This is a genomic window from Imperialibacter roseus, assembly GCF_032999765.1.
In the GTDB taxonomy this organism is placed as follows: Bacteria; Bacteroidota; Bacteroidia; order Cytophagales; family Cyclobacteriaceae; genus Imperialibacter; species Imperialibacter roseus.
This window is the reverse complement of record NZ_CP136051.1, coordinates 6,471,346-6,485,126: the sequence shown is the minus strand read 5'-3', so window position 1 is coordinate 6,485,126 and position 13,781 is coordinate 6,471,346. Positions and strand designations below refer to the sequence as shown.

Below are 13,781 nucleotides of genomic sequence, written 5' to 3'. Positions count from 1 at the left end.
AGCCCGCAGTGGCACGTGAAGACACGAGGCCACAACCAGGATTGTGCTATCGCCCTGGTGAGTGTCCCCACTCACCTTGCTCTACACGATAGCTGCTTTCGATTAAAAAGCCCGCTGAGTTCCTACTCCCCAGTCTTAAACACCTCATTCCCTTCATTCCCCCCGGCCATTAAATAAGCCAGCAGGTCTTTCAACTCTTCTTCATTCAGCCTGTTCACCAGCCCGGGAAACATCAGCGAAATGTAAGAGTACTTCGTGCTCACCACCTCACTCTTAGGAATGGTGCGGGTTACTTCCGGAGCAAATGGGTTTTGAAAAATGACATAGGCGTCATCAGTTTCATTGGTCAGGCGCCCAACAATGGAGCTGCCGTCTTTCATGGTGAACACCGTGGAGGCATACTGGTCAGACACCACTTTGTTAGGGTCGATGATGGCCTCCAGCATGTCCTTTTTAGAGAATCTGGTGCCAAGCTGGGTCAGGTCGGGGCCAATGCCGCCACCCTCACCCTGCATCGAATGACAAGAAATGCATCTGGTGGCAGCGTACATATTTTTGCCTTGCAGAAAGTTTCTGACACTTGAATCTCCCTCAATCAATGGCAGCGCTTCATCAACTGTCCAGTTTCTACCGGGGCCTTTAGGTGATGGGGCATTGCTGGCCAGGTCGTTACCTGAGTTGGTCAGCAGATCACCTCCGGAAAGTTTGTCGTAGTAAGCCAGTTTATCTTTTGGCACATGCGTTAGTGCCGCCTGCCTGGCTTTGTTCACAAACCCAACGTAGCTCACGCCTCCCTTGTAACCAAAGGCCTTATTGAACCACGTGAAATACTTGTCTGACATGTCGGCGGTCCATCCACTTTTAGCGGAGCTGAGCACCGTTGCCAGGTAAGTCTGCTGCGCAGGAGGCACTTTCGACAACATCCCAGCAATGTCCATTCCGTACTGTGGGTTTCTCAAAATCAAGTCGGCGGAAGCACTGGCTGTTTTTTCTATCGGGTCATCCTTGGCATTTTCGAGCAAAGCGAGTGTTTTCTCAGTTCCTTTAGGGTCATCGAGGTATATCAAAAGCTTGCTGAGTCCACGGTTCAGCTTGTTGGAGTTGGCTGGGTAGGCCTCATTCAAATAGGCCACAACTTGCGTTTTCACTTCGCCTGCTGGTGCACCCATTCTTAGCATCACCAGTTCCATGGCACGCAAAAGATCGATTTGCTGCATTTCACTGAGCACCTTGTAATCTACCGATGCCAGCGCTTTCAATGCTGCATCTTTCTGGTTTTTATTGCCATGTCTGGAAAGGGCAATCATCGACTGTGTCAGTGCTACCGGCTGCTTTTCTGCCAGCGCTTTGGCTTGCCATTCGCTAACGGGCTGGTGCTCTACAGCCATTCTTGCTGCATAGCGAACAAACCGGTCGTCGTGGCTCAGGTAAGGCCAGGCAAAATCCACGGCCCCGGCTTGAGGTTCGCCATGGTAGGCTTCCAGTTGTTTTCGTATGGTGGCAGATTCGGTGGCTGCTGCAACGGCGGGAGCTGCTACCGACTCGTCGCCTGTGTAGGTTACCCTGTAAAGATCCGACTCCAACCGACGGCCTCCTGTAAGAAAATACAATGAGCCGTCAGGCCCGAAAATACCGTCTGTGAGTGGTAGCGGAACACCAGACAGGAATTCCTGTGGCTCTGCGGTATAAGAAGCCCCGTCAGGGCTCAGAAAAATAGCGTAAATAATGCCAAAGCTCCAGTCGGAAGCAAACAGTGCTTTCTGGTACCTGGCCGGAAAGTTAGCATTTTTTCCGTGGATGAGGTTAGTGGGTGAGCCCTGACCAATATTGATCACTGGCGACAAATTGTCCGGATAGTCGGGCGACCACTTGCTGTTGCCCGTGCGCCAGCCATACTCACTGCCGCTGGTTACGTGGCATATGCGTGTCGGGCGATACCAGGGCATGCCAAAATCCCACTCCATGTCGGAATCGTAGGTGAAGAGCTCACCCTGTTCGTTGAACGCAATGTCAAACGGGTTGCGGTAGCCAGCGCTTACCAGCTCCCATGTGGTTCCTTCGGGGTTTATTTTGGCGACCCAGCCGCCCGGCGCCATCCGGTCGTTGGCATGACCTCTTGGATCCTTGATCAACGGAAACAAATTATCCTCCTGCCACACTTTTGGGTATCTGTAAGCATCCATTTCCGGCACGTCGGTATGGTTGCCAGCAACTACATAAATAGATTTTCCATCGGGTGCCAACACCACACTGTGAGGGCCATGCTCGCCTGCACCGTTCAAAGACTTAATTAATGTGATTGATTCAAACTGGTCGTCACCATCCAAATCCTGTAGCCTGTAGAGGCCGCTTGTTTTTTCGAACTCCTCATTGCCCCAGTGGTTGACCATCACATACAAACTATTGAAAGCATAGAGCAGCCCCTGAGCGTAGCCCATGCCTATTTTGAAAGCAGAAGTATCATTTAGCGCTGGCTTAAGATCGCCGACCTTCAGCCGCTCTATTTTGAGCGAGTCCCCCGACTCTTTGGCTGGGATTTCCAGTCTGTAGAGCCAGCCGTACTGGTCGGAGGTGATCATGCGGCCTTTGTCGTCGAAAGTCATAGCCACCCACGAGCCATTTTCGTTTTCGGAAGGGCTGTACAAATGCTCGGCCTCAAAGCCGGGCAGCAGCTTCAGCTTGGCAACTTTGGGGTGAACAGGCTTTGTTTCGGCTTCTTTCTTTTCCTCGCAAGCTGAGAAAAGACTTACAAAAAGAGCAACAGACAATCCTGCTAGTATTCTCTGGGAAATGGTGAACTTCATGCAGTTTAATGTTAGGTGTTTAGGATAAGAACTAAATCTAAAAAATACTTTCAGATTGAACACCTGTTATTTGCTTAAAGGCGATAACAGAGCAAAGAAAAATCAAGCTTTGCCTGGATAGATGTGAAATTGGAGCAAGAAGCGGCCAGATCCGTCGATTACCATTTGGTAAACTTTCTATCTCAGTGCTAATTTCCTTTTCACTTTCTGTAATAAACCCAGTAGCTTCATCACTAATATTCTAAATGCTATTTTAAATTCAATCAGTCAACCCAAACTACGATAAACCTTGAACATTCTCGTTACAGAACACATCCACAAGAGCTTTGGCGATTTCAAAGCGCTGGATGATGTAAGCATCACCATTCCCGAAAACACCATCTTCGGACTGCTTGGCCCAAATGGCGCCGGCAAAACCACCCTTATTCGCATCATCACGCAAATCCTTATGGCCGACCAGGGCAAGGTCATGTTTCATGGTCGGCCCTTGGAGCTGGAAGATGTGCACCGCATTGGCTACCTGCCAGAAGAGCGGGGTCTCTACAAAAAAATGAAAGTGGGTGAGCAACTGCTTTATCTGGCACAGCTCAAGGGAATGAGCAAAGGCGAGGCCACCAAAAAGATAAAGGCCTGGATGGAGAAATTCGATATCATTAGCTGGTGGGGCAAAGCCGTGGAAGATCTATCCAAAGGCATGGCGCAAAAAGTGCAGTTCATTGCCACCGTACTGCACGAGCCTTCACTAATTATCCTCGACGAACCTTTCTCCGGCTTCGACCCTGTGAACGCCAACCTGATCAGAGATGAAATTCTTGAAATGAAGAAAAAGGGTATTACCATTATTTTTTCCACCCACCGCATGGAGTCGGTGGAAGAGCTTTGTGACCATATTGCCCTTATCAACAAGTCTAAGAAAATACTTGAGGGGCCAAAGAAAGACATCAAGGAAACCTACAAGTCCAATACATTCAATGTGCTCCACTATGGTAAAGTAAATGGACTGCCCGCCGACTTTGACACTTTAAGTACTGAGGAAGTGGAAGGAGCCATTCACTCGACCATACAGATCAAATCGGCTCTCGGGCCAAATGATTTGCTGAAGGCACTCATCAGCCAGGTGGAAGTGCATGAGTTTGTTGAAAAAATACCCAGCATGAACGAAATTTTTATCCAAAAAGTACAGGAGGGCGGCCATGAATAAGATATCACTCATTATAGCAAGAGAATACATCACCAGGGTGCGCAAGAAGTCATTTCTTGTCATGACCATCGTAGGCCCACTGCTTTTTGCCTTGCTTATCATCGTGCCTACCTGGCTTGCGACCAGAGATGGCGATGAAAAGGTCATTGAGGTTGTTGACGAATCCGGCTTATTCAAAACCGTGTTGACCGACACCGACGAGATCAAATACTCTTTTGTGAATGAAGACCCTGACGCCCTTAAGCAATCGCTTGAAGGCAGCGAGTATTATGGATTCCTCTACATTCCCAATATTGACATCGACAACCCGCAAGGCATTCAGTTCTATTCCACGTCGAAACCCAGTCTAAGTGTCATTGGCGATTTGGAATGGGGCATCAGGCAAAAAATTGAAAATATCAAGCTGGAGAAATCAGGTCTCGATAAACAAGTGCTCGACAACCTGAAGGCGAAAGTTGACATCGCCACCATCAGCATCACCGACCAGGGCGAGCAGGAAAGTAGCTCCATAGCCGCTACCGGTATTGGTTACATTTCATCGCTGCTGATTTACTTCTTCATTTTCTTTTTTGGCGCCCAAATCATGCGAGGCATTATCGAGGAAAAAACCAGCCGTATCATTGAAGTAATTATCAGCTCTGTGAAGCCTTTCCAACTCATGATGGGGAAAATAATCGGAGTTGGCGCCGTTGGGCTTACACAGTTCTTGCTCTGGACGCTCCTTACTTTTACGATTACTACGGTGCTCAGCAGTGTGTTTGGCTTCGAACCACAGGCTGCAAATAGCATGGTGAACGCCCAACCTGGCATGGCCGAAGTGCAGGCAGCGGCGGCCGATCAAAATGAGTTCGCTAAGATCATGACTGCCATTGGGTCAATCAACATCCCACAGGTGCTCTTCTTCTTCCTGATATATTTCCTTGGCGGGTACCTTCTCTACGGTTCACTATTTGCTGCAGTAGGTTCGGCAGTAGATTCAGAAGTCGACTCTCAGCAGTTTATGCTCCCTGTTACGCTGCCACTCATTCTTTCGATCGTTTCTTTGGGAGCGGTTTTGAACGAGCCGGATGGGTCTTTGGCCTTCTGGATGTCCATGATTCCGCTAACCTCTCCAGTCGTTATGATGATGCGGATACCCTTCGGCGTGCCCATTTGGCAGCTTCTGCTTTCTGTCACGCTCCTGGCAGGTGGTTTCATGTTTACCGTGTGGCTTGCTGCCCGAATTTACAGGGTGGGCATTCTCATGCATGGCACGAAAGTGAATTACAAAGTGCTGGCCAAATGGTTTATGATGAAGAATTAATTAACGTCGACACATGGTCTAGAATTGACAAACTAGATTATCAGGAGGTTTTCAGGTTTCGCTCCCTTAAGGGTTAGGGGTCAATCGAAACCTGAAAGTCTCCCTGACTCAAATTATTCATCTGGTGTATAATCAATGGATACTGCATTATGACACTCCCTAAAAACGAGTTTCATGCAATTACCTGACGAGACAATATCTGCTCAAAATTCCCGTATCTTAGCTTTCACTTATAGCCAAAGATATTCGGAATGCAGTACCCTCTGAAAGAAGCCACTACCCTCGAGTTTTATAAGGATAACTCCAACTTCAAGTGGGTAGTGGTTTTAATTGCCATCCTGATCAGCATCGGGTCTATCTACTACACCAGCATAGTGGTTGAGAGCCTTAAGGACAGAGAAAAAAGGCTTATCGACCTTTTTGCCAATACCCTGGAGTATACCGCCAATGAAGACGGTGAGTCCAACCTTACCTTCATTTTTGATGAGATCATTGTAGCCAACAACTCAATCCCGGTAATTATAGCAGACGAATTCGGCATCCCCTCGCAGTCGAAAAATGTTAAAAAAGCGGACGAGGCAAAAACTGAAAGAGAACGAATAAGAATTCTGGCAGAAACACTGAAGGACATGGAGAAAGACCATGAGCCCATCGTTGTTACGCTGCGTAACAAAAACAAAAACTACGAAATAACAGGCTACAACTACATCTACTACCAAAACTCTGACCTTCTCAAACAGCTCACCTACTACCCCTACATCCAGCTGTCAGTGATTTTCCTCTTTGGGCTCATTGCCTACATCGCCTTCAACTCGTCCCGCTCCGCCGAGCAAAATAGGGTGTGGGTGGGGCTGGCCAAAGAAACAGCCCATCAGTTGGGCACGCCGCTCTCCTCGCTCATGGCATGGGTAGAATATTTCAAAACAGATGATCGCTTCAAAGATTCGGACATTATCCCTGAGCTCAACAAAGACATCGAAAGGCTGGAAATGATCACCTCTCGTTTTTCTAATATTGGTTCGGTACCGCAGCTCAACGAGGAAAATCTTTACGACGCCCTGGAGGAAACCATCAGCTACCTGCAGAAAAGAGTCTCGACCAGGGTAAAGTTTATTCTCAGCGCTTTCCCCAACAAAGACATCAAAGCCGACATTAATAAGCCCCTGTTTGCCTGGGTGGTAGAAAACCTCTGCAAAAACGCCGTGGATGCTATGAGCGGCACCGGCACCATCGAAATCAAAATCCTGAAAGCCAATGAGGGCAAAGTGATGGTCGACATCAGCGATACGGGAAAAGGCATTCCCAAATCAAAAATCGGTTCGGTATTCCAGCCAGGCTACACCTCCAAGAAAAGAGGCTGGGGACTTGGATTAACACTGGTAAAGCGAATTATTGAAAATTACCATACCGGAAAGATTTTTGTTAAGTCATCTGAGCTGGACAAAGGGACCACGTTTCGCATCGTTTTGAAAGTTTAGTCGGGAAGGATAGAATCGCCTCCCTAAGCCTTATTCTAAGTGGTTCACAGATAAGCGGAAAAGAATTCAAATTCTTTGGAATCAAGATGGGAATCAAACTTGGCTTTAAAGGATTATTGGTTTAATTTTGCACTTCGAAATTCAAAGTGACATAATTCTTATAACACTCACAAAATAATGGCGAACACCGGAAGAATAACCCAGGTAATTGGACCCGTCGTTGACGTTAGTTTTGAAGGCGAAGGCTCCAAACTGCCCGAAATCCTTGATGCCCTTAAGGTTACCAAAGAAAATGGCCAGGTAGTAATCCTGGAAGTACAGCAACACCTGGGCGAAGACAGGGTTCGTACTATTGCCATGGACAGTACAGATGGTTTGAGCAGAGGGATAGTAGTTACCGATACTGGCGCTCCTATTTCCATGCCCATCGGCGATGACATCAAAGGCCGTTTGTTCAATGTGGTTGGTGAAGCCATTGACGGCATCAGCCAGCCTGAAGGCAAAAACAGGCTTCCTATTCACCGTTCTGCCCCAAGGTTCGAAGATCTTTCAACTTCCACCGAGGTGCTTTTCACAGGAATCAAAGTAATCGACCTTATCGAGCCTTACTCAAAAGGTGGTAAAATTGGTTTGTTCGGCGGTGCCGGTGTGGGCAAAACCGTATTGATCCAGGAATTGATCAACAACATCGCCAAGGCCTATGCTGGTCTTTCAGTATTTGCTGGTGTGGGTGAAAGAACACGTGAAGGAAATGACCTTCTTCGTGAAATGATTGAATCTGGTATCGTAAACTATGGCGACGACTTCCTTCATTCGATGGAAAAAGGTGGATGGGACCTGAGCAAAGTAGATAAAAAGAAATTACTTGACTCGAAGGCCACCTTCGTGTTTGGCCAAATGAACGAGCCTCCCGGGGCCCGTGCAAGAGTGGCTTTGTCAGGCCTTACCCTGGCTGAGTACTACCGTGACGGTGATGGAACAGGTAAAGGAAAAGACATTCTTTTCTTTATCGACAATATCTTCCGTTTCACTCAGGCTGGTTCTGAGGTGTCTGCCCTTCTTGGTCGTATGCCTTCTGCGGTAGGCTACCAGCCTACACTGGCTACCGAAATGGGTGCCATGCAGGAGAGAATTACTTCTACAAAAAATGGTTCTATCACATCGGTGCAGGCTGTTTATGTACCTGCTGATGACTTGACTGACCCTGCTCCGGCAACTACCTTCTCTCACCTTGATGCCACAACGGTACTTTCAAGAAAGATTTCCGAGCTAGGTATTTATCCTGCTGTGGATCCTTTGGATTCTACATCAAGAATTCTTTCAGCCGACATCGTGGGCGAAGAGCATTACAGATGTGCGCAAAACGTGAAGGAAATTCTTCAGCGCTACAAAGAACTTCAGGACATCATTGCCATCCTTGGTATGGATGAACTTTCCGACGAAGATAAACTGGCTGTTTCGAGAGCTCGCCGTGTGCAGCGTTTCCTTTCCCAGCCTTTCCACGTAGCCGAGCAGTTCACAGGTATCCCTGGCCAGCTTGTCGACATCAAAGACACTATCAAAGGTTTCAATATGATTATGGCTGGTGATGTCGATCACCTTCCTGAATCAGCTTTCAACCTGAAAGGAACTATTGAGCAGGCTATCGAAGCTGGCGAGAAAATGTTGGCTGAAGCTGCTAAAGCGTAATCTGAAACTGTAGAACATGTATTTGGAAATTATCACACCCGATCGTAAAGTGTTTGAAGGAGAAGTTGATGCTGCTACCTTCCCCGGCAGCGACGGCTCGTTTCAGGTGCTGAACAATCACGCACCTATTATCAGCTCTTTGGCGAAGGGAGATTTAATCTACAAAACCAAGGAAGGATCAAAAATCCTCATGGTTGATGGTGGCGTGGTGGAGGTAAGGAACAATCATGTGATTGTTCTTGCAGAATCTGTGGAATAGATCATCAAAGCAAATAATAAAAGCCTCTGACAGCCCTTGTTGTCAGGGGCTTTTTTCGTTTTAAGCGGCCTCTGACGCCCTTGTTGCGGACTGAGTTACCATTTTCCAGGCATTCAAACTGGGTGTCAACTATTTAGACTACTTTTATCGACACATTATACTTACCTACTTGCTCATGAAAAGAATTCTGATCCTATTAGCTCTCGGGCATTTTTTATTCGTCGGCTGCACCTCCAACCAGCCAACTACCCCCTGGCAGATTGGGCCCTTTGTCAAACAGGACGATGCCAACCCCATCTTAACGGCACTGGATAGCACAGCTTTTTTCTGCCCCGTAAGAATGGACAGCGTGTACTGGGAGGCGAAAGACGTATTCAACCCCACGGCGCTGGTAAGAAATGGGCAAGTGCATCTGCTCTACCGAGCCGAAGACAGGGTTGGGAAATACGCAGGCACATCCCGCATAGGATTGGCCGTCAGCGATGATGGTATTCACTTCGAAAGGATGCCAGCCCCCATTTTCTACCCCGAAAATGACGCTCAGAGCAAATACGAGTGGGAAGGTGGCTGCGAAGACCCCAGGATAGTGGAAAGCGAAGACGGCACTTACTATATGACCTACACCGCCTACGATGGCGAAATAGCCCGGCTGCTGGTGGCTTCTTCCAAAGACCTGGTGAGCTGGACAAAATACGGCCCGGTTTTTCAGTCAGCCGAAAACGGAAAGTTCCTCGACCTTTGGTCGAAATCAGGAGCTGTTGTCACCAAAAGAGACGGCGATAAATTTGTCGCCACCAAAATCAACGGCAAGTATTGGATGTACTGGGGCGACACCAACATTTACCTGGCCTGGTCCGACGACCTTATCAACTGGACGCCCGTAACCGACGTTGCGGCTGGCGTAACCGACTACAAGCTGAAACCTATATTCGGCCCCAGGCCGGGCAAGTTTGACAGCGACCTGGTAGAGCCGGGCCCACAGGCTTTCGTAACCGACCAGGGCATTCTCCTCATCTACAACAGCAGAAATTTTGGAGAAAACCGAACGGCTGATTTGGCAGACGGTACCTACTCCGCAGGGCAGATTCTTCTTGACATCAACGACCCCGCCGAAGTGGTAAGCCGCTCCGACGATTACTTTATGACACCCGATAAAGACTATGAAATCACCGGTCAGGTAAACAATGTGTGTTTTCTGGAAGGGTTAGTGAATTTCAAAGGCAAATGGTACTTATATTACGGAACCGCTGACTCCAAAATCGCAGTAGCGGTAAGTGAATAAAAAATTTAATAGGTCCGACAATGAAAAAATTAGCACTATTTCTGGCTATTGCTGCTTTCAGCACCGCTTCATTTGCCCAAAACAAGCTCACTAAAGAAGAAAAAAAAGATGGCTATATGCTCCTTTTTAATGGAAAAGACCTCTCTGGCTGGATAGGCAATAAGCAAGATTATGTGGCGGAAAACGGCACTATTGCAGTGAAAACAGATGCAGGTGGAAGCGGCAATCTTTACACTGAAAAGGAATACGGAGATTTCATTTTCCGCTTTGAGTTCAAGCTAACACCTGACGCCAACAACGGTCTGGGCATCCGCACACCACTGGAAGGCGATGCTGCTTATGTTGGTATGGAGCTGCAGATATTAGACAACACTGCCGAAATGTACTCCAAGCTTCAGCCCTATCAATACCATGGCTCTGTTTATGGGGTTATCCCGGCTAAGCGTGGTTTTTTAAAGCCTGTTGGCGAGTGGAACTACCAGGAGGTTGAAGTGAAGGGAACTAAGGTGAAGGTGACCCTGAACGGCGAAGTGATTGTGGATGGCGACATCGCCGAGGCCAGCAAAGACGGTACCATGGATCACAAAGAGCACCCAGGGTTAAAAAACAAGAAAGGTTACATTGGCTTTTTAGGCCATGGCTCGGAGTTGTATTTCAGGAGTATCAGGATCAAGGAGCTTGATTAAAAAGCTTGCCACTAATCAAATCTCAGGACAATAGAACCTCCGCCGGGATATTAAATTCCTTGTGAAATAGTCTTGCCAATTCCAGGGTTAAAGGCTTTCGTTTGTTCAAAAGTGAAGAAACATGCCCTTTGCTGCCATACTTTCCCACCAAATCTTTATTCCTGAGGCCGAGCTCCAACATTTTTAACCTGATAGCATCTATGGGGTCAGGTAAAGGAATTGGAAAGTGCTCGTCTTCAAACTGCTTAATAAGGAGCAAAGCAACTTCCACCTTTTTACCTACAGGGGAGTCAGGAGCCACCTTTCTGTCAAACATTTCATTCACCCATTCAAGATAAGCTTCATATTGAGCTTCGTTTTTTATTACCGCCAATTCCATCCTATTTCCTTTTAAATTGTACAGTTACTACATCTATTTTGTCATACTCAGTATGAGTGCCAAACCACCTGACCTGGGTTGCCTTAAACTCAAATACAATGCGGACAACAAGTCTATATTTATTCCCCATTATGTTAAACACAACCCGATCGTCACCAACCACACTGGCATTCCCATACACACCCTTCAAGTCATTAAAGCTTTCAAAATCAGCTTTTACTAATTCGTGATACCACTCGAACAGCGCCGTCGCTGCCAATGGGTATTTTTTTGAGTACTCCAACAGAGTTCTTCTTGTTATGATATTGAACACACATCAAACATAGAAAGTTTTCCTAAAGAAAACTATTAGGTAGGATAAAACACACCTCGGAGTCCACAAAAAGTCTCGCCTATATGAACTAACAGGGCCTCAATCGCAAAAAAGCCATCATTTTTGATGGCTTTCTGTTCTCCTGCTTCTCCTCATCGATTGGCGTATTGGGCTCGAATCGTGTGACGAACCGCAAGCACGCTCTGATTAACAGTTAAATGTACATTGTAAAACCAAGGATCAATCTGAATTTCTGGGGGGAGTTGATTTTTGGCATCGGTACTTTGTGTTAGCATAAAGAAGCAAAAGGTCCAAGCGGGACGCATTGAACCAGTTTTGCTTCTTTATTGCCTGCTAATCGTTGAATAGAATAATGTTCTTTTGAGTTTTACTCCCCAGGTTTTCCGCTTGATCCAAAACCAACAGGTGCTCTACTTTCGACGAACGTATTTTCCACTTGATCCGGTATTGATTCACAAAAAGTATAAACGCAAAAAAGCCATCATCCCTGATGGCTTTCTTTACTTCTGCTCCTCCTCTTGGGCTCGAACCAAGGACCCTCTGATTAACAGTCAGATGCTCTAACCAGCTGAGCTAAGGAGGAATTTTCTAGTTCCGAATGACTTGCCAAAAGAGAGGCTCGTCAAATGGGAATGCAATATTAGCAGGTTCATTTTAATTGTGCAAAAACAGCGGCCATATTTTCCTTATTCACGACCATAATTTTTTGTGCCAACAATCTGCTATTTTAGCTAGCGGAACACAATGCCTGTTAAAAAACGTTAATGTAGCATCACAGACGACCCTATTTCGTTACACTGGTGTTAACTGACTAAAAAAAACCGAGTTATGAATAAAAGACAGATTTATGTAGCGATGCTATTCTCCTCCCTTTTGAGTGCGATGATAGCTATAGGCGGGTATCAACTGCTAAACAACCAGAATGATGAGTTTTCATCATTCGAAGACCGTCAGAATGTAAGGTTCTCCAATTTCCTCGACACGACGAGTGTGGTGGTGCCAGAAGGACTTAATTTTGTATACGCTGCCAAAGCAGCTACACCAGGCGTGGTGCACATCAGGTCAAAATACACCTCCACACCCACTGCCAGCAACAATCAATTTGATCAGTACTTCCAGGACTTCTTTGGTAACAGGGGGCAAAGGGCTCCATCAGGTGCCAGCGGCTCAGGTGTGATCATAGCCGACAATGGCTATATTGTAACCAACAACCACGTGGTGGAAAATGCCTCAGAGGTGGAAGTGCTTATGAATGACAACAGAACTTTTGATGCTAAGGTGGTGGGCACTGACCCGACGACTGACCTTGCGCTATTGAAAATTGATGGTAAAAATCTTCCCTTCGTAAAGTTTGGAAGCTCAGAGCATATCAACGTCGGCGAATGGGTACTGGCCATTGGCAATCCATTCGAGTTCAGGTCGACTGTAACGGCTGGTATTGTAAGTGCCACTGGCAGAAACATCAATATACTGCGTGACCCCAGCAACAGAAACCTGCAAATTGAGTCGTTCATACAGACAGATGCCGCCGTTAACCCTGGCAATAGTGGAGGGGCATTGGTCAACCTTAGGGGAGAGCTTGTTGGTATCAATACAGCCATCGCCACCCACACCGGCTCTTATTCAGGCTATTCCTTCGCCGTTCCTACCACGCTTGTGAAAAAAGTGATGGATGACTTGAAGGAGTTTGGTGTGGTTCAAAGGGCTTTACTGGGAGTGAACATCGTAGACGTAAATGCTGCCCTGGCTGAAGCCAGAGGACTCAATGTGCTGAAGGGCATTTCGATTGAGAATGTGAACCCCAACAGTGGCGCTGCCGACGCCGGCCTTGAAAAAGGGGATGTGATTATCGCCGTTGATGGCAAAGGCGTTGACAATGTAGCCAAGCTTCAGGAAAAAATAGCTGTTAAAAGACCAGGCGACAAAGTGGAGGTCACTTATATAAGAGGCGGCAAAGAAAGCACCGTGAAGGTAACGCTGAAAAGCACGTCTGACTCTATCGAGGTTGTGGAAGCCAGAAGCTCTTTCTCAATAGAAGGAAGCAACTTTACAGATGTGAGCAGGGAAGAAATGCAAAACCTAAAAATCGATGGCGGTGCAAAAGCCACAGAGGTAAACGACGGTAAATGGAAAGAAGCTGGTGTTCGTGCCGGTTTCATCATCACCAATATCGACAAAACTACCATCAGAAATATTCAGGACTTGGCAAGAGTGATGGCCAACAAAAGAGGCGGAACACTGATTGAAGGTGTTTATCCCGATGGAACGGAGGCTTTCTATGGCATAGGCTGGTAGCAGCGAGAAACTATCTTATAAACAAAAAAGGGTTCATACAGTATGAACCCTTTTTTGTTTTACATGTGTTC

General features: G+C 46.9%; 11 protein-coding genes and 1 tRNA gene. 8 read left to right on the top strand and 4 right to left on the bottom strand.

What is annotated here, in order from left to right; translation table 11 throughout:
- Window positions 1-122 precede the first annotated feature (122 nt).
- Window positions 123-2,804: a c-type cytochrome gene (locus tag RT717_RS27350; RefSeq protein WP_317489490.1), complete on the bottom strand. Its 2,682-nt coding sequence runs from the start codon at window positions 2,802-2,804 to the stop codon at window positions 123-125.
- A 289-nt stretch (window positions 2,805-3,093) separates the two neighbouring features.
- Here RT717_RS27350 and RT717_RS27345 point away from each other — a divergent pair, with 289 nt between their 5' ends.
- The 7 genes from RT717_RS27345 (at window position 3,094) to RT717_RS27315 (ending at window position 10,702) form a co-directional block, all read left to right on the top strand.
- Window positions 3,094-4,005, top strand: coding sequence for an ABC transporter ATP-binding protein (locus RT717_RS27345; RefSeq protein ID WP_317489489.1), 912 nt, complete (start codon window positions 3,094-3,096; stop codon window positions 4,003-4,005).
- Complete coding sequence (locus tag RT717_RS27340) at window positions 3,998-5,308, top strand: ABC transporter permease (RefSeq protein ID WP_317489488.1); 1,311 nt, start codon at window positions 3,998-4,000, stop codon at window positions 5,306-5,308. The genes RT717_RS27345 and RT717_RS27340 overlap by 8 nt, the downstream gene beginning before the upstream one ends.
- A 251-nt stretch (window positions 5,309-5,559) precedes the next feature.
- Entirely contained in the window at window positions 5,560-6,786 is a 1,227-nt protein-coding gene (locus tag RT717_RS27335; protein ID WP_317489487.1) for a sensor histidine kinase, read from the top strand.
- A 177-nt stretch (window positions 6,787-6,963) separates the two neighbouring features.
- The gene (atpD, locus tag RT717_RS27330; RefSeq protein WP_317489486.1) at window positions 6,964-8,475 is read left to right on the top strand and encodes a F0F1 ATP synthase subunit beta; all 1,512 of its coding nucleotides are present in this window, start codon (window positions 6,964-6,966) and stop codon (window positions 8,473-8,475) included.
- A gap of 16 nt (window positions 8,476-8,491) precedes the next feature.
- Window positions 8,492-8,734, top strand: coding sequence for an ATP synthase F1 subunit epsilon (atpC, locus tag RT717_RS27325; protein WP_317489485.1), 243 nt, complete (start codon window positions 8,492-8,494; stop codon window positions 8,732-8,734).
- 175 nt (window positions 8,735-8,909) lie between these two features.
- Complete coding sequence (locus RT717_RS27320; RefSeq protein WP_317489484.1) at window positions 8,910-10,016, top strand: glycoside hydrolase family 130 protein; 1,107 nt, start codon at window positions 8,910-8,912, stop codon at window positions 10,014-10,016.
- Window positions 10,017-10,036: 20 nt separating this feature from the next.
- Window positions 10,037-10,702: a 3-keto-disaccharide hydrolase gene (locus tag RT717_RS27315; protein WP_317489483.1), complete on the top strand. Its 666-nt coding sequence runs from the start codon at window positions 10,037-10,039 to the stop codon at window positions 10,700-10,702.
- Window positions 10,703-10,724: 22 nt separating this feature from the next.
- Here RT717_RS27315 and RT717_RS27310 read toward each other — a convergent pair whose 3' ends face one another.
- The 3 genes from RT717_RS27310 to RT717_RS27300 form a co-directional block, all read right to left on the bottom strand.
- Complete coding sequence (locus tag RT717_RS27310) at window positions 10,725-11,081, bottom strand: helix-turn-helix domain-containing protein (protein WP_317489482.1); 357 nt, start codon at window positions 11,079-11,081, stop codon at window positions 10,725-10,727.
- A 1-nt stretch (window position 11,082) separates the two neighbouring features.
- Window positions 11,083-11,364, bottom strand: a complete 282-nt coding sequence (locus RT717_RS27305) for a type II toxin-antitoxin system HigB family toxin (RefSeq protein WP_317489481.1) — start codon at window positions 11,362-11,364, stop codon at window positions 11,083-11,085.
- Between the two features lie 560 nt (window positions 11,365-11,924).
- Window positions 11,925-11,998: transfer RNA gene (locus RT717_RS27300), tRNA-Asn, on the bottom strand.
- Between the two features lie 245 nt (window positions 11,999-12,243).
- On the opposite strand from RT717_RS27300, the gene RT717_RS27295 reads away from it, so the two are divergent.
- Window positions 12,244-13,710, top strand: coding sequence for a Do family serine endopeptidase (locus tag RT717_RS27295; RefSeq protein WP_317489480.1), 1,467 nt, complete (start codon window positions 12,244-12,246; stop codon window positions 13,708-13,710).
- Window positions 13,711-13,781 lie beyond the last annotated feature (71 nt).